Here is a 15,463-nt window from a genome sequence, read left to right on the forward strand (position 1 = left end):
TCTCTCCTTCGTGCCTACCCCTCATGGACTGCCTTGGTGACCAGGCACGCCTCGACACCCTCGGGTCCGTCCTCGGAACCGTGGCCCGACCATTTGACGCCTCCGAAGGGCGAATCCGCGCCGCCGATCATCGTCGTGTTGATGCCGAGCATGCCGCTCTCGATTTCCCGGGCGAGCCGGCGCTGGCGCTTCGCGTCGGGAGTCCAGGCATAGGCGGCGAGGCCGTAAGGCAGGCGGTTCGCCTCGGCGATCATCGCTTCCTCGCCGGCATAGGGGTTGATCAGCGCGACCGGGCCGAACGGCTCCTCGTTCATGATATCGGCATCGAGCGGGATCTCGGACAGCACGCTCGGCTTGTAGAAGAAGCCGCGATTGCCGACCCGCTCGCCGCCGGTGTGCAGCGTCGCCCCCTTCGCGGTGGCGTCGCCGATCAGCCGCTCCATCGCATCGGGGCGCCGCGGGTTCGCCATCGGGCCCATCTGCGTCGCCGCATCGAGCCCGTCGCCGACGACGATCCGCGCCGCGCGCTCGGCGAACCCGTCGCGGAAGCGTTCGAACACATCCTCCTGGACGATGAACCGGGTCGGGGAGACGCAGACCTGGCCGGCGTTGCGATATTTGCCGGGCACCATGGTATCGAGCACCCGATCGACATCGACATCGTCGAACACGAGCACCGGGCCGTGGCCGCCCATTTCCATCGTCGTGCGCTTGCAGTCCTCGGCGGCGAGCTTGGCGAGGTGCTTCCCGACCGCCGTCGAACCGGTAAAGCTCAGCTTGCGGATGATGGGCGATCCGAGCAGGTGGCGCGACACCTCGTCAGGCACGCCGAACACCGCCTGCGCGACTTCCTTGGGCAGCCCGGCGTCGAGCAGGCATTGCAGCACGCCGAGCGCCGAGGCCGGGGTTTCCTCGGCTGCCTTGAGGATCACCGAGCAGCCCGCCGCGATCGGCGCGCCGAGCTTGCGCCCCGGATTGCCCAGCGGGAAGTTCCAGGGCGCGAAGGCAGCCACCGGACCGACCGGCTCCTTGCTGATCGTCGACCGTTGGCCCGCCGGGCGGACGAGCGTGCGGCCATAGAGACGGAAGGTCTCGCCCGCATAGAAATTGAACAGGCCGACATTCATCAGCACTTCGACGCGCGTCTCGGCGAGCGGCTTGCCTTGCTCCAGCGTCGCGATGCGCGCGAGCTCTTCCTGCCGCTCCATCATCAGCCGCGCCGCGCCCTGAAGCACGGCTGCGCGCTGGTGCGGGGTCGAATCGCGCCAGAGACGGAAGCCGCGCGCCGCCGTCTCGAGCGCGCGATCGAGATCGGCGGCGTCGGCGAGCGGCAATGCGCCGAGCATCTCGCCGGTCGCCGGGTTGACGACCTGATGCGTCCGCCGACCGCCGCCCGACACGGGCGCCCCGTCAATGATCATGTGAAGAGCGGGATAGGTCATCAATTCACCTTCGAAGAGCATTCCCGTTCGTCCCGGCCTCGGTACGGTCGGGACGAACGGCCTTGGATTAAACGGGCTCAGGCCCCGGCTGGGGCGACCTTGCCGGCCTTTGCCGCCAGCTCGCGGTCAATGTCGCCCTGCCAGCGCTCGGGCACGATCTCCTTGCCGGTCACCGGGTGCTTCATGTGGAACGGCACCACCTTGTGGGTCGGCCACAGCCAGGCGCCTTCGATCAGCGCGTCGGGGCCGGTCGGATCCTCGGGATAGGTGATCTTGGGGAAGGGGACATATTCGGGTTTGGTGTTCGCCCAGCCGGTTTCGAAATCGGCGTGCCATTGCGGCATGTAGTTCAGGATCTTGATCCGCCAGATGCCGTCCACCTTCTGATAGGTGTTCTCGTAGATGCCGCCCTCCCACCATTGGCGCATGCCGAGCATCGGGTTGGATGGGTCGGTATAATCCTTGTGCCGCCCGGCCTGCATCATCGAGCGGGCGCGGGCATGGGCGATCGTGCCGTTCGGCTCGACGTCGATGATGTCCTGCAGCTGCGGATGATCGAGCAGGAAGCCGTCGATCGGGCCGTTGATGCCGTGCGTGAAACGCTTCTGGAACCGGTCGACATAGAGCCTCCGGATGCCCTCTCTCCGCCGCCAGATGCCGCCGAAGAAATGCACCTCGCCATCCTCGGTGAACAGGTCGACCGTCTCGTTGTAGAGGCACTTGTCGATGAGATAGCCGTAGAGATGCTGGAGCTTGCGGACGTCGAGCTCATCCTCGCGCTGCTGGATGCGGCGCGAGAGGTCGGCGACGGTCTGTTCGAGGTGCGCGATACGGTCGGCATCGGCCATGCTTACTCTCCTGATTGTATGCTTTGCTTACAACTTTGCGTCGCGCGGCGGCGGCTGTCAACGGCCCTCGGCCTCGAGCGCCTCAACCTCCTCGCGATAGGGGCGGATTGCCTTCACCATGCACAGAGTGGCGATCGGCAGCAGGACGCCGGCGGTGATCACCAGCGCCTTCCACAGATCGGCTTCGACCCCGATCAGATAGTCCTGCACCACCCCGACGGTGAAGCTGCCCATCGCCCCGAAGAAGGTGAACATGAACAGGTAGATCGCGGTCACCTGGCCGCGCATCGCATTGGGGGCGACGCGCTGGATCGCTGCATTTTGCGGCACGGCGCCGGCGATGCCGAACATCGTGCCGAGGCTCATCAGCCCGAGCGACAGATAGCCGTTCGACATCAGCGGCGACAGGATCGAACAGACCGCAACGCACCCGAACAGAATCGCGGCGGCGCGGACATTGGCATCCTTGTGCTTCTTCGCCAGCCACTCGACGAAGATGCCGCCGAGCAGCAGCCCGAGCAGCGAGGCGACGAGAAGCATGCTGCCCATCACCGCGCCGATCTGCGCCTCGTGCCAGCCGAAGCTGCGGATCATGAACGGGACTCGCCAGAACTGGAGTCCGAAGGTCTCGATCGCGCTGAGCGCGAGCCCGGCGAACAAGGGATAATAGACCCGGCGCTTGGCGCGGATCGCGCGTACCGCGTCGAGCCCGGTAAAGGTCAGGATGCGGCGGCCGAGCGGTGCGTCCACCGGCGGCTGCAGCGCATCGGCATGCGGTGCGAGGCGCGGCGGCTCCTTCACCGTCAGGAACAGCAGCGCGACGAGCACGCCCGGCAGCCCGACCCAGACCATGATCCATTGCCAGCCGAAGATGTGCAGCCCGAAGAGGGTGGAAGGGCCCCAGCTCGCCGTCATGCCGATCAGCATGCCGCCGACGATCGGCCCCAGGGTTACCCCGCCGATGAACCCGAACTGCAGCAGCGCGAAGGCACGGGTGAGCGTGCGCGGCGGGAAGGCGTCGGCGAGCAGCGAATAGGATGCCGGCGCGTGCGCTGAACCGCCCGCCGCGAGGAACACCCGGCTGCCGACGAACTGAGCGAAGGTCTGCGCGAGCCCGCCGAACGCAGTGATCACCCCGATGATCGCGACGCCCCCGGCAAGCACGAACTTGCGCGGAAAGATGTCGGCGAGCCGGGCGAGGGGGATGCCGACGAACAGGTAGCAGATGATGCTCGCCGGCCCGGCCAGAAAGCCGAGCTGCGAATCGGTCAGGCCGAAATCGACCTTGATCCGCTGCGCGAGCATGCCGAACACGACCTGGTCGAAGAAGGTGAGGAAGGTCGCCAGGATGATCACGAACAGCGCCCAATAGGCGGCTGGCGCTGAGGGCCATTCGCGCGCGGGATGCGGCGCGCTGTCCGCTCCGGCGAGTTCCTCGCCGGCCATCATCTCGGCGGCTGCGGCAGCGGGCGCGATCGCCATATCAGCTTCTCCTCCTAAGGCCGCCTGTCGCCCGTTGGCGCAGCGTTTTTTCTTGGCAAACTGTATGCGTGGAATACAAAGCGGCGCAATGACAATTGTCGGTCGCGGCATCGCGACGGCATCATGGGAGAGACGGAATGAAGGATTTTGCGGGGCGGACAGCCTTCATCACCGGCGGCGCCAATGGCATCGGGCTCGGGCTCGCGCGCGCCTTGCTCGCTGAAGGCTGCAAGGTCGCGATCGCCGATATCCGCGAGGAGTCGATCGCCGCCGCGCTGAAGACGCTCGACAACCAGCATGTCATGGGCGTTCCGCTCGACGTGGCGTCGCGTGAGGCGTTCGCGCTCGCCGCCGACGAGGTTGAGGAGGCGCTCGGGCCGGTCAGCCTCGTGTTCAACAATGCCGGGGTCAATCTCTTCCAGACGATCGACGACTCGTCCTTCGACGACTGGGACTGGCTCCTGGGCGTCAACCTTCACGGCGTGATCAACGGCGTGATGACCTTCGTGCCGCGGATGAAGGCGCGGGGGCAGGGCGGCCATGTCGTCAACACCGCCTCGATGGCGAGCTTCCTGTGCGGGCCGCAGCCCGGTATCTACACCACGACGAAGTTCGCGGTCAGGGGCATGAGCGAATCGCTGCGCTACAGCCTTGCGCCGCACGGGATCGGCGTGTCGGTGCTGTGCCCCGGCCTGGTGAAGAGTCATATCTACGCCAGCGACGAAATCCGTCCCGACGGGCTCAAGGCAGGCGCGAAGCCGGTCAACACCGAAATGGTCGGCCGGCTCGAGCATGTCCATCAATTCGGCATGGAGCCCGACGTCATCGCCGCGCGGGTGATCGAGGCGATCCGGGCGAACCGCTTCTACATCTTCTCGCACCCCGAATTCCGCGACGAGATGCGCGAGCTGTTCGACGAGATCATCGCCGAGTTCCGCGACTATCCCGAAGACGCCGGCTTCGCGCAGCGCATCGGCTTCGAAAAGGGCCGGCGCGAGGGCTACAAGGCGGCGCGGGCGGCGGCGCGCGGCGAAGGCTGACGCTCGGCGCCGGCCCGGCGTCATCCGCGCCTCGCAAGCGAGACCGACACCGAGGCCAGCCCGCGCGACAATGCCTCGGGCTTGGTGACTGAAATATCCGCATGGAGCACCGGCCCGAGCATGAGGCAGCGTTCGGCAAGGCTCTGCGCGAACGCCTCGATCATCGGGATGTGGCGGTCAGCGAGCAGTTCGGCCTCGCCCGCGATGCGGCGATAATCGACGCTCTGCGCGAGCCGCTCGATCCGCCCGTCCGCTTCGATCGCGAGCGCGACCGAGACGATCAGCGGCTGGCGCCGCCCGATCTCGTCGGGGTTGACGCCGATACAGGCCATCAGCGGCAGGTCGGTGACCCGCACCATGATCGTTCCGGCCTCAGCCATGCTGCGCCTTCCTCGCCGCGCGGACGGTGTTGGCGAGCAGGCAGGCGATCGTCATCGGCCCGACCCCGCCCGGCACCGGCGTCGCCGCGCGGGCATGGCCGAGCTCGTCGAACGCAACGTCGCCCATCAGTCGCGTCCGCCCCTCATTGTCGGTCACGCGGGTAATGCCGACGTCGATCACCACTGCGCCCGGCTTGACCCAGTCGCCGCGCACCAGCCCGGGCGCTCCCGCCGCGGCGACGACGATGTCGGCGGTGCGCACGATCTCCGGCAGCCCGCGCGTCGCGATATGAGTCACCGTCACCGTGCACTCGCGCTCGAGCAGCAGCATGGCGACTGGCTTGCCGACGATATTGGATTTCCCGATCACCACCGCGGCGAGCCCGCGATACTCGTCGATCACGCTGTCGAGCAGCATCATACAGCCAAGCGGCGTGCACGGCACCAGGCCGCCGGTGCCGGTCGAGAGCCGACCGACATTGACCGGGTGGAAGCCGTCGACATCCTTGCCCGGCGCGATCGCATCGAGCACACGGCCCGCATCGATTCCCTCGGGCAGCGGCAGCTGCACCAGGATGCCATGGACGGCGGGATCATGGTTCAGCGCGTCGATCAGCGCGAGCAGGGTCGCTTCCCCGGTATCCGCCGGCAGCCGATGCTCGAACGAGGCGATGCCGGCCCTGGCCGTTTCGGCGATCTTGCGCCTGACATAGACCTGGCTCGGCGGATGGTCGCCGACCAGGATGACCGCCAGCCCAACCCGGATGCCGCGCGCCGCCAGCGCCGCGACGTCGGCCGCGGTGCGGTCGCACAGCGCGCGCGCCATCGCGCGCCCGTCAATCGGTGTCATCGGATCACCGGAAGACGACGGTGCGCGAGCCGTTGAGCAGGACCCGGTCCTGCAGATGATAGGTGACCGCCGCAGCGAGCACCCGCCGCTCGATGTCGCGCCCCTTGCGGACGAGATCGTCGGGCGTGTCGGCATGGCTGATCGGCTCGACATCCTGGGCGATGATCGGGCCCTCGTCGAGATCGGCGGTGACATAATGGCCGGTCGCGCCGATCATCTTCACCCCGCGCTCATGCGCCTGGTGATAGGGTTTGGCGCCCTTGAAGCCCGGCAGGAAGCTGTGGTGGATATTGATGCAGCGCCCCGAAAGGAAGCCGGCGAGATCGTCCGACAGGATCTGCATGTAGCGCGCGAGCACGACGAGATCGGCGCCCGACTCAGTCACGATCCGCTTGATCGCCGCTTCCTGCTCCGGCTTGGTGTCCTTGGTCACCGGCAGATAGTGAAACGGAATGTCGCCGATCATCGTGACATGCAGCGAGCGCTGCGGATGGTTCGAGACGATCCCGACCACGTCCATGTCGAGCTCGCCGATGCGATAGCGATAGAGCAGGTCGCCAAGGCAATGGTCGAACTTCGAGACCATCAGCAGCACCTTCTGCCGCTCATGCGCGCCGCGCAGCCGCCACTCGGCGCCGATCTCGGTGCCGATCGTCGCGAAGGCGGCGCGGATCGCGTCCGCATCCTCATGGCCGGGCATCTCGAAGACGACGCGCATGAAGAAGCTGCCGGTCAGCCGGTCGTCGAACTGCTGCGCATCGACGATATTGCCGCCCGCGCCGGCGAGGAAGCCGGCCACCTTGGCGACGAGACCCGGGCGGTCGGGGCAGGAGAGCCGGAGGGTATAGGTCGCGGTCATGGATGGTGCGCCTCATAGTCGTTGATCCACTCGACGGTGCGGGTGAGCCCGCCGAACGGGTAGAAATGGAGCCTGACTGGCCCGTGCGCCGGGGTAAGCCGCGCCGCCAGCCGGTCAACCAGCGCGTCGGGGCCGGCCGTGCCGAGCAATTTGCTGATCGAGATGCCGTATTTCGCGAGCACCGCGGTCGAGGCGCCAACCCCGCACCGCGCGGCGAAGCGCATCAGCGTCTTGATTCCGGCCGGCCCCGGCACGCCGATCCTGACCGGGCTGTCGATGCCCCGCGCCCGCAGCGTCTCGAGCCAGGCGATGAAGGGATCGGCATCGAAGCCGAACTGGGTGACGATCAGCGTGGCCATGCCGCGCCGCGTGATCTCGGCATGCTTCCTGTCGAGCGCGTCCCAGCACTGCGCCTCGCTCATCGCCGGATGGCCCTCGGGGTGGCCGGCAATGCCGATCGCGGTGACGCCGCTCTGCTCGAACAGGCCGGTCTCGAGCAGCGCCATCGTGTCGGCGAAGGGGCCGACGGGCACGGGCGGATCGCCCGCGACCAGGAACATCCGGTGCGCATCCGCCTCGGCGACGGTGCGCCGCACGATCTGTTCGAGCTCCTCGTGCGAGCCGATCCGCCGCGCGGAAAGATGCGGCATCGGCTCGAACCCGAAGGCGCGGACATCGGCCGCCGCGGCGATTCGCGCATCCATCGATTCGCCGGGGAGAAAGGTGATCGCGATCGGCGTCTCGGGCGCGATCAGCGACGCGGCCTCGGCAAGGGCGGGGCGGTCCTTCGCGGTCATCTCGAGCGAATAGCCGTCCGTCATGCCCACAGGCGGTCGAAGCCAGGCCGGGTGTATGACGGGAATGACCATGGGGTTCCTCTCGAAGCTGCGCGTATCCGCGTCGGCGTTTCTCTCTAGCGGCCGCAATTAAATTCGTATAGACGAAATCTTCATGGACGCGAACGAATTACACAAGGGCCCGACAGCGGAGCCGGTGCTGCTGCTGCCCGGGCTGATGTGCGATTCCCGCGTCTTCGCAGCGCAGCTTTCCGCCTTTCCGAACGCTCGCGCCGCCGCCGATTATACGCTCGAGCGCGATCTCGGCGCGATGGCCGGGCGGGTGATCGATGCGGCACCCGCCCGCTTCGCGCTGCTCGGCCATTCAATGGGCGGCCGCGTCGCGCTCGAGGTGATTCGCCGGGTTCCGGATCGGGTCACGCGCCTCGCCCTGCTCAGCACCGGCGTCCATATGCCCACCCCCGGCGAAGCGCCGAAACGCTACGCGCTGCGCGATCTCGGCCGGTCGGAAGGCATGGCCGCGCTGGTCGATGCCTGGCTGCCGCCGATGGTCGCGCCGGACCGGGCACGCGACCCGCATTTCATGGCGCCGCTTCGCGCGATGTGCATCGAGGCCGGGCTTGCCCGGTTCGAGGCACAGATCGCGGCATTGCTGTCGCGCCCCGAGGTCGAGAGCCTGTTGCCGCATATCGCCTGCCCGGTGCTCGTCGCCGCCGGCAGCGAGGATGTCTGGAGCCCGCCCGCGCAGCACGAAGCGATCGCCGCCCTGCTGCCCGATGCCCATCTCGTCGTGGTCGAGGGCGCCGGACATATGCTACCCGTCGAGGCGCCCGACGCCTTGAATGATGCCATCGCCGCCTGGCTCGCCCGGCCGATCGAAACCCCATATCCATCCCAAGGAGAGGTTGAATGACCGACAAGACTTTGCAGCAATTACTCGACGAGAGCGGCGACATCGTGACGCTGCTGCGCAACCAGCAGGTAGGGCCGAACGTCTATCCCGGCGTTCCGGCTGAATATTCCAACTGGCGCACCGAGCAGCAGGCCTGGGCCAAGAGCTGCGTTCTGTTCAACCAGTCCTTCCACATGGTCGATCTCGCGGTCGAGGGGCCTGACGCCTTCGCCATGCTCAACCATCTCGGCATCAACAGCTTCAAGGGCTTCGTCCCCGATCGCGCCAAGCAGTTCGTGCCGGTCACGCCCGACGGCTATGTCATCGGCGACGTGATCCTCTTCTATCTCGAGGAGGAGAAGTTCAATCTCGTCGGCCGCGCGCCGACGATCGAATGGATCGAATATCACGCGGCGACCGGCGACTGGAACGTCACCGTCTCGCGCGACGAGCGCACCGCCGCGCGGCCCGACCCCGAGAACCGCCGCTCCTACCGCTTCCAGCTCCAGGGCCCGAACGCCATGAAGACGCTGGAAAAGGCGATGGGCACCACCCCGCCCGATCTCAAATTCTTCCACATGACCAGGCTGCAGATCGCCGGCAAGGAAGTCCGCGCGCTGCGCCACGGCATGGCCGGCCAGCCGGGCTATGAGCTGTTCGGCCCCTGGGCCGACTATGACGTGGTGCGCAACGCGCTGATCGAGGCGGGCAAGGGTTTCGGGCTGACGCTGGTCGGCGGCCGCACTTACTCGTCCAACACGATCGAGTCGGGCTGGATCCCGTCGCCGCTCCCCGCGACCTATAGCGGCGAGGGCACGCGCGCCTATCGCGAATGGCTCAGCGCCAACAGCTATGAGGGCAAGGCATCGATCGGCGGCAGCTATGTGCCGGAGTCGGTCGACGGCTATTACCTGACCCCCTGGGATCTCGGTTACGGCCCCTTCGTGAAGTTCGACCATGATTTCATCGGCCGCGAGGCGCTTGAGCGGATGGCCGGCCAGCCGCACCGCAAGAAGGTGACGCTCGCGCTCGACAATGAGGATCTGATGCGCGTCATCAGCTCGCAATTCACCAAGGGGGACCGCGCCAAGTACATGGAGTTCCCCTCGGCGGTCTATTCGATGCACCCCTATGATCAGGTGCTCAAGGACGGCAAGCTGGTCGGCCTGTCGACCTGGATCAGCTACAGCGCGAACGAGGGCCGGATGCTGACCCTGGCGATGATGGACGCCGACTATGCCGAGCCCGGCACCGAGGTGACCCTGCTCTGGGGCGAGCCCGATGGCGGCACCAGCAAGCCCACCGTGGAACGGCACGTCCAGACCGAGATCAAGGCAGTGGTGGCGCCGGTGCCCTATTCGGAAGTGGCGCGCGACGCCTATGCCGAGAGCTGGCGGACGAAGCAGGCGGTATGAGGCGGGGCGGGGAGGGGCGCGACGCGGGTCGCGCTCCTCCGGTCCCTCATATCTCCCGAACGCTGCTTTTCCCTCTCCCGGCGGGAGAGGGAAGGGGCCCGCCGCGAAGCGGTGGGAAGGGTGAGGGTGACTAGCGGAAAGCGGCCGAGCGTCAGATAAGGGTAGCCGCGCGAGCGGCGTATCGAGAGGGCGTATCGAAGGACAGTTGTCGCGCGGGGCTTGTCCTTCGATACGGGCCCTCGGATACGCCTCCGCACCTCGGTCCCCACTCAGACGAACCGGGTGGCGATCCCGATTTTAGCGATCGCCGCCCGCTTAGTCCTTGGATTTGCGCCCGGCGTCAGGTGCAAACGGATCCTTCGGTATCTGGTCGGAGCGCCCCTCAGGTCCCGCCGCTGCATTCGCCCTGAAAACGTCGACGCACCGTCGCAGTTCGGCAACCGCGGCGCCACTCCCATCGAGGCTTAGCTGCTCGACCGGCACGTCGCCGCGATAGATGTAGAGCGTCCTTGATGCGGCAAAATAGGTGGGGAATTTCGTTTCGAAATTCGTGACGAACCCCCTCTTTCCGTCCAACGCGATTCCGACGACCGGGTGGTCGGAATAGCCGCCTCTGGAGAGCCGAAAGGTCAGCTTCCACTGGTCCTTTGGCTGGATCGACCAGTTTTCGTTGAGAACCGTGAGACGGTTGCCGCCATCGACATCGACGCCGAGAAAGAGACTCGTTGCCCCGGCTCCCTCATATGTCCTGGTCATGAAGCAGCCGCTTTTGTCCTTGCTCGCCGCCACCGTCCAACCACCGACATCCCGCGCCGGGTATTCCTGGGCGAATGCATGGGCGCTCGCGAACACCCCGGTAAGGAGCGCGACCTGAAACAGTGTCGGGCGGACGGTCGCCCGAAACCAGGCATTGACTAGTTCATACATTCGACACCTGATCCCCACGGCGATCTATCCAACAGCGCCGCCGTCGGCAACGAACGCGGCGCGCTTGCGAAAGCTCCGCAGTCGAAGGTTCGGCAGAGACAGGAACGCACTGTAACGGATGCTGGGATAACATTCCTGGAATATGTCCTGCCTCCATTTCATACCGATACCGTAACGGATCGGAAGGCAGCGCAATGACCATATTCCCGTCAAATCTGTGCGGCGTCGGCCGCGACGGCAATGTCGGCGTCCCGGCGACCATGTTCGATACCTGGGCCAATCTCGGCAATCTCGGCGGCTGGACTCTCCGGTCGCTTGCCTCGGCGCCCAATGGCTGGATCTACGGCGTCGGCACCGCAGGCAATGTCGGTATCTGGGGAACCGGCGGCTGGCAGACGCGGGACGCACCGCAGGGCTGGGCGCTCAAGTCGATGGCCTGGGGCCCCGACGGCACGCTGTACGGCGTCGGCATGGACGGCAATGTCGGCATCTGGCGCAACAACCAGTGGCAGGATCAGGGCAATCTCGGCGGCTGGACGCTCAAGATGCTCGCCCTCGATTCCCTGGGCAGGAAATACGGCGTCGGCACCGAAGGCAATATCGGCCGCTGGGTCGACACCCAGTGGGTCGATTCCGGCTATGACGGCTGGACGGTCGACTGCCTTGCCTTTGACAGTAGCGGCCGCGCCTGGTGCGTCGGCACCCAGGGCAATGTCGGCGGGTGGAACGGCACCGGATGGTATGATCTCGGACGGTACATGGGCGGCTGGGACATGGCCTGGATCCACTACGCGCCGATTACGGAGTGACGCGGCGTCACAGAACGCGAACCCCTATGTCCACAAGGTGACCACTATATTGTAGGCCATGTGCAGCAGGATGGCCGGCGCCAGGCGCTTCGATTTCCTGAAGAGAAGGCAATTGGTGGCGCCGACCAGCGCAACCGGAACCCAGGCGAGCGGCGGGTGGTAAATCGCAAAGAAAGCTGCGGCGCCAAGCACGGCCTTCCACCCGCCCCATTCCCGGTCGAGCGTCCTGTAAACAAGCCCGCGAAACAGATATTCTTCGGCAAAAGGGGCAAAGCCGATCGCAATCACGGCATAGGCCATCGCCATGCCCGGTATGCTCTGCATCTGGACGTGCGAGGCGTGGATCGCCTCGGCGATCGACGGCACAAGCGCGATCGCGATCAGATAGACATGCGCGAACAGCGCCAGCACCACGCCCCCGCCGACCCCGAAGAGAAGCCAGCGGGCCTCGCGGCGATCGGCCGCAACGTAGCGGCGCGGCCAGGATTGAGCCGCGGCGGGGTCCGGCTGCTCATCGCGCCAGCACCAGATTCGCGCGGGTGAAACGCCGCGGTCGTGCAGGAATTTCGACACGCCGATCGATACGCCTACCGCGCAAACGCCGTAGCCGATGCCCTGCGCCACGCCGAGGCTGCCCTTGCCGGCGATCGCAAAGACAAGCCCGGTGATGACCGACATGCATTCGATCAGGATGCTGATCGAGACCATCGCGTGCATCAGCGTCGGCGGCGGCGGCAGGGTCTCGGACCAGGGATCATAGAGATAGGGTAGCCGCGCGCGTAGATTCTCCCACATCGCGGCGGCGGTGATCCAGGAATAGACGATGCCGACGACCGCGAGATTCCATTGCTGCGTGCAGACGCCGATCCCGAAGCTCAGCATGCCGAGCTGGGCCGCCCAGCGCCGTCCGGACGAAACCTGCTGCGCTTCGCCGGATTCGGAAACGACCGTGACCAGGGTCACCGACTTTTCGGCCATGCTTCGCGCAAAGAAATACCAGCCGATCGCGACCAGCGCTATCTTCCAGACATCCTGCGGGAAGAGCCAGCATCCCGCCAGCAGGACCGCGAGCACAAGGCCCGAGGCGATCATCGACCAGAGCCAGGCCTTCGCCTTCAGCACGCTTTCCAGCCCGCGCGGCCAGGTCAGGGCGATCCACAGCGCCGACCCTTCCGATGTCAGCGACTTCGGGCCCAGGATCCACAGGAAATAGGTGCCGAAAAAGATCGCCGCGCCGCTCAGATAATTCCAGCTATTCCCCGCCTGGCTCACGATCGCGCGCAGGTTGAACAGCTGAAATCCGGCGACCGTCAGCGGGATCAGGATGACCTGCACGATCGCGCTCCGATCGCGGACGAACCATAGAAATTCCTTTCGAAACAACGGTTCGCGGCCGAAGCTGGTCTTTTTCCCGCGGCGAGCGGGCAGCGTGTCCGATGCGAAGGCGCCGCTCAGCCCCTTGCGGATCGATCGCGCGCTGAAGATCACCGCAAACGCCACCAGCGTCGCACTGACGCCCCAGCAGAACGCCATGCCGCGCAGGAACGAGAACTGGCCGTCAGCGCGAAGACCCAGAAACAGCCCCAGCCAGGGCCAGGATAGTCTGGCGGCCGTGTCGATCGCGCCGGCGAATATCGTCGCGAATCGCGGCATCACCGTCGCGGCGAAGAACATGGTGAGCATCGAGGCAAAGCCGAACCAGCTCAATATCCCGATCACGGCACCGCGGCTTCGCGCCGGCAGTCGCAGGATCGCGCCGATCTCGAGTGCCTTGCCCATACAGGCGGCAGCGATTGTCAGCGGAATGCCGATCAGCGCCGTGGCGGCGAACCCCGCGCCCAGGCCTTGCGCCGTGCCATAGAGAATGCCGACGAACACGGGTGCGGTCCAGTAGGTAGGATTGGCGGATAACGGCGCAAGCATTTCGGCAAGGAAGACGGCGCCTGCGTTCACCGGGTGGCTCAACAGCCACTCCCACATCGGATGTCGCCGGCGCTGCAGGTCGAGCTCGAGCCCTTCGCCCTGGCAAATCACCATCGCGAGCCACCACAGCAGCATCACCGAGCCGAGCATCGTCGCGGCCGGCCCGGAACGCGCCAGCGCGCTCAATCCGGGCACCGCATCGTCACGAGAGATCAGATAGCGGCTGCCTGATGCGGCGACGCTTGCCCGCAGCCTCTGCTCGACCTCCGCTTCCTGGCCGCCGCTGCGCTCGACAATGTCCCTGGCCTCATCATGATAGCCTGATTCTAGCCCCTCTTTGGCTTCCTTGACGCCCTCATCTGCTGGCCCTCTCGCCTCCAGGATCAGCACGTCGTCGCGAAACCAGCCATGGACAATGAAAATGCCCTGGCGTTCGATCTCGAGCTGCTGGCCGGCATCGACACCGGAAATGACCGCGAAAGCGGCGGCCCCGTGCAGAACCGCCATCAACCCTATGCCAAAGAGGGTGGCAAGCGATCCCCAGTTCGTCGCGCTGCGATTGTTCAGCAGCTCCTGCTGGCGACGCCGGCGCCCCTGAGAGCGCCGTCGCGACGCCATCAACAACAGGCCAACCGTCCTCCAGAAGCCGATCGCGGCCCCCTCCGTCATGCCTGTTGTGGCCGCGCCGTGAGCTTCAGGAAAAGCGATTCCAGGCTTTCTTCGCCATAACGCTCTTTCAGCTCAGCCAGCGATCCCTGCGCGATCACCGATCCCTCATTGATGATCACCGCGTGCGAGCACAGGCGAGTCACATGATCCATCAAATGGGTCGAAAACAGCACTGTCGTCCCGCCGGCAGCTGCCTCCCCGATCAGGTCATAGAAGAGGTGCGTGGATTCGACATCGAGCCCGTTGGTCGGCTCATCGAGCACCAGCAGGCGCGGCCGGTGCAGCATGGCGAGCAGCAGGCCGAGCTTCTTCTTCATGCCGCGCGAGAAATCCTCGGCATAATTGTCGAGATCCTCGGCGAGCCGAAGCCGCTGGGCGAGCGGTTCGATCCACTCCATCGCCTCATAGGTGTTGAGCCCGTGCATCCCGGCGCTCAATTCGAGCAGTTCCCGCCCCGAGAGATAGGAATAGAAGACAGGCTCGTCAGGCAAGAAGCCGATCAGCCGCTTGACCGCGACCCGGTCTTCGAACGCGTCCAACCCGGCAATTTCGAGAACCCCCGAACTTGCCTTCAGGATACCCATCAGCAGGCGGAACAACGTCGTCTTGCCCGCGCCGTTCGGCCCCAGCAATCCGCAGATCTGGCCGCTGGGGATGCGGAAGGAGACGTCATCCAGCGCAATTTTGTCACCAAAGGTCTTGGTCGCGTGCTCGATGGTGACAATGTCGTCTGCGCAATTCTCCCCTGGGAGAGGTGGCACTTCGTCCATTGAAACAGGCTCCCCAACCCCGAGATATCGCTCGTCATCGCGTAGATGCGCAATCCATTCAACGCCATGTCCAACAAAATTGCGCTGAGGGGAAGCGGGCAACAACCAGTGGCAGGATCAGGGCAATCTTGGCGGCTGGACGCTCAAGATGCTCGCCTTCGATTCCCTGTGGGGAGATAAGGGGACACTAGGAGATAAGGAAGATAAGGGGACACTATACTGGAAGATAAGGGGACACTATACTAAACTTTGACGGGAGCCCTGGCGGAGCTTCGTCGCGGGGGCAGAGGATATTGGTGACGCGCGCAACGGCCCCTCAATTCAAGACAAGGCGCCAATGTCACCCGAGAGAAAAGGCGC

At 65.7% G+C, this 15,463-nt stretch carries 14 protein-coding genes; 4 read left to right on the forward strand and 10 right to left on the reverse strand.

Annotated features, from left to right (window positions below; all coding sequences use genetic code 11):
• Positions 1 to 14: 14 nt before the first annotated feature.
• The 3 genes from ABD050_RS16740 to ABD050_RS16750 form a co-directional block, all read right to left on the reverse strand.
• Entirely contained in the window at positions 15 to 1,442 is a 1,428-nt protein-coding gene (locus ABD050_RS16740) for an NAD-dependent succinate-semialdehyde dehydrogenase (RefSeq protein WP_343890631.1), read from the reverse strand.
• 77 nt (positions 1,443 to 1,519) lie between these two features.
• Complete coding sequence (locus tag ABD050_RS16745) at positions 1,520 to 2,290, reverse strand: nuclear transport factor 2 family protein (protein WP_343890632.1); 771 nt, start codon at positions 2,288 to 2,290, stop codon at positions 1,520 to 1,522.
• Positions 2,291 to 2,347: 57 nt separating this feature from the next.
• Positions 2,348 to 3,772, reverse strand: a complete 1,425-nt coding sequence (locus ABD050_RS16750) for an MFS transporter (protein ID WP_343890633.1) — start codon at positions 3,770 to 3,772, stop codon at positions 2,348 to 2,350.
• A 137-nt stretch (positions 3,773 to 3,909) separates the two neighbouring features.
• Between ABD050_RS16750 and ABD050_RS16755 the strand changes: the two genes are divergently transcribed.
• Complete coding sequence (locus tag ABD050_RS16755) at positions 3,910 to 4,812, forward strand: SDR family NAD(P)-dependent oxidoreductase (RefSeq protein WP_343890634.1); 903 nt, start codon at positions 3,910 to 3,912, stop codon at positions 4,810 to 4,812.
• A gap of 20 nt (positions 4,813 to 4,832) precedes the next feature.
• Here the strand turns inward: ABD050_RS16755 and ABD050_RS16760 are convergent, their stop codons facing one another.
• Genes ABD050_RS16760 through ABD050_RS16775 form a run of 4 tightly spaced genes read right to left on the reverse strand, consistent with a single transcriptional unit; the run spans position 4,833 to position 7,722 of the window.
• Positions 4,833 to 5,192: a dihydroneopterin aldolase gene (locus tag ABD050_RS16760; RefSeq protein ID WP_343890635.1), complete on the reverse strand. Its 360-nt coding sequence runs from the start codon at positions 5,190 to 5,192 to the stop codon at positions 4,833 to 4,835.
• A complete protein-coding gene (locus ABD050_RS16765; protein ID WP_343890636.1) occupies positions 5,185 to 6,042 on the reverse strand; it encodes a bifunctional 5,10-methylenetetrahydrofolate dehydrogenase/5,10-methenyltetrahydrofolate cyclohydrolase in 858 nt (285 codons plus the stop codon). Before ABD050_RS16765 ends, ABD050_RS16760 begins: the two co-directional genes overlap by 8 nt.
• 4 nt (positions 6,043 to 6,046) lie before the next feature.
• Positions 6,047 to 6,901: a formyltetrahydrofolate deformylase gene (purU, locus tag ABD050_RS16770; protein WP_343890637.1), complete on the reverse strand. Its 855-nt coding sequence runs from the start codon at positions 6,899 to 6,901 to the stop codon at positions 6,047 to 6,049.
• Complete coding sequence (locus tag ABD050_RS16775; RefSeq protein WP_425542478.1) at positions 6,898 to 7,722, reverse strand: methylenetetrahydrofolate reductase; 825 nt, start codon at positions 7,720 to 7,722, stop codon at positions 6,898 to 6,900. The genes purU and ABD050_RS16775 overlap by 4 nt, the downstream gene beginning before the upstream one ends.
• 130 nt (positions 7,723 to 7,852) lie before the next feature.
• Here ABD050_RS16775 and ABD050_RS16780 point away from each other — a divergent pair, with 130 nt between their 5' ends.
• Positions 7,853 to 8,611 (forward strand): alpha/beta fold hydrolase, encoded by a 759-nt coding sequence (locus tag ABD050_RS16780; RefSeq protein WP_343890639.1) that lies wholly within the window; start codon positions 7,853 to 7,855, stop codon positions 8,609 to 8,611.
• Positions 8,608 to 10,005, forward strand: coding sequence for a syringate O-demethylase (desA, locus tag ABD050_RS16785; RefSeq protein ID WP_343890640.1), 1,398 nt, complete (start codon positions 8,608 to 8,610; stop codon positions 10,003 to 10,005). Before ABD050_RS16780 ends, desA begins: the two co-directional genes overlap by 4 nt.
• Positions 10,006 to 10,320: 315 nt before the next feature.
• Here desA and ABD050_RS16790 read toward each other — a convergent pair whose 3' ends face one another.
• Positions 10,321 to 10,932: a hypothetical protein gene (locus ABD050_RS16790; protein WP_343890641.1), complete on the reverse strand. Its 612-nt coding sequence runs from the start codon at positions 10,930 to 10,932 to the stop codon at positions 10,321 to 10,323.
• A gap of 194 nt (positions 10,933 to 11,126) precedes the next feature.
• Here ABD050_RS16790 and ABD050_RS16795 point away from each other — a divergent pair, with 194 nt between their 5' ends.
• Positions 11,127 to 11,741, forward strand: coding sequence for a hypothetical protein (locus tag ABD050_RS16795; RefSeq protein ID WP_343890642.1), 615 nt, complete (start codon positions 11,127 to 11,129; stop codon positions 11,739 to 11,741).
• A 24-nt stretch (positions 11,742 to 11,765) separates the two neighbouring features.
• On the opposite strand, the gene ABD050_RS16800 is transcribed toward ABD050_RS16795, so the two are convergent.
• A complete protein-coding gene (locus ABD050_RS16800; protein ID WP_343890643.1) occupies positions 11,766 to 14,333 on the reverse strand; it encodes a CPBP family intramembrane glutamic endopeptidase in 2,568 nt (855 codons plus the stop codon).
• Positions 14,330 to 15,103: an ABC transporter ATP-binding protein gene (locus tag ABD050_RS16805; protein WP_343890644.1), complete on the reverse strand. Its 774-nt coding sequence runs from the start codon at positions 15,101 to 15,103 to the stop codon at positions 14,330 to 14,332. Before ABD050_RS16805 ends, ABD050_RS16800 begins: the two co-directional genes overlap by 4 nt.
• Between the last annotated feature and the right edge of the window lie 360 nt (positions 15,104 to 15,463).

This window comes from Sphingomonas oligophenolica, assembly GCF_039522915.1.
Lineage (GTDB): Bacteria > Pseudomonadota > Alphaproteobacteria > Sphingomonadales > Sphingomonadaceae > Sphingomonas > Sphingomonas oligophenolica.

Coding starts and splice junctions, on each gene's coding strand:
- ABD050_RS16740 (WP_343890631.1), bottom strand. CDS start 1,442: ATGACCTATCCCGCTCTTCACATGATCATTGACGGGGCGCCCGTGTCG.
- ABD050_RS16745 (WP_343890632.1), bottom strand. CDS start 2,290: ATGGCCGATGCCGACCGTATCGCGCACCTCGAACAGACCGTCGCCGAC.
- ABD050_RS16750 (WP_343890633.1), bottom strand. CDS start 3,772: ATGGCGATCGCGCCCGCTGCCGCAGCCGCCGAGATGATGGCCGGCGAG.
- ABD050_RS16755 (WP_343890634.1), top strand. CDS start 3,910: ATGAAGGATTTTGCGGGGCGGACAGCCTTCATCACCGGCGGCGCCAAT.
- ABD050_RS16760 (WP_343890635.1), bottom strand. CDS start 5,192: ATGGCTGAGGCCGGAACGATCATGGTGCGGGTCACCGACCTGCCGCTG.
- ABD050_RS16765 (WP_343890636.1), bottom strand. CDS start 6,042: ATGACACCGATTGACGGGCGCGCGATGGCGCGCGCGCTGTGCGACCGC.
- purU (WP_343890637.1), bottom strand. CDS start 6,901: ATGACCGCGACCTATACCCTCCGGCTCTCCTGCCCCGACCGCCCGGGT.
- ABD050_RS16775 (WP_425542478.1), bottom strand. CDS start 7,722: ATGACGGACGGCTATTCGCTCGAGATGACCGCGAAGGACCGCCCCGCC.
- ABD050_RS16780 (WP_343890639.1), top strand. CDS start 7,853: ATGGACGCGAACGAATTACACAAGGGCCCGACAGCGGAGCCGGTGCTG.
- desA (WP_343890640.1), top strand. CDS start 8,608: ATGACCGACAAGACTTTGCAGCAATTACTCGACGAGAGCGGCGACATC.
- ABD050_RS16790 (WP_343890641.1), bottom strand. CDS start 10,932: ATGTATGAACTAGTCAATGCCTGGTTTCGGGCGACCGTCCGCCCGACA.
- ABD050_RS16795 (WP_343890642.1), top strand. CDS start 11,127: ATGACCATATTCCCGTCAAATCTGTGCGGCGTCGGCCGCGACGGCAAT.
- ABD050_RS16800 (WP_343890643.1), bottom strand. CDS start 14,333: ATGACGGAGGGGGCCGCGATCGGCTTCTGGAGGACGGTTGGCCTGTTG.
- ABD050_RS16805 (WP_343890644.1), bottom strand. CDS start 15,103: ATGGACGAAGTGCCACCTCTCCCAGGGGAGAATTGCGCAGACGACATT.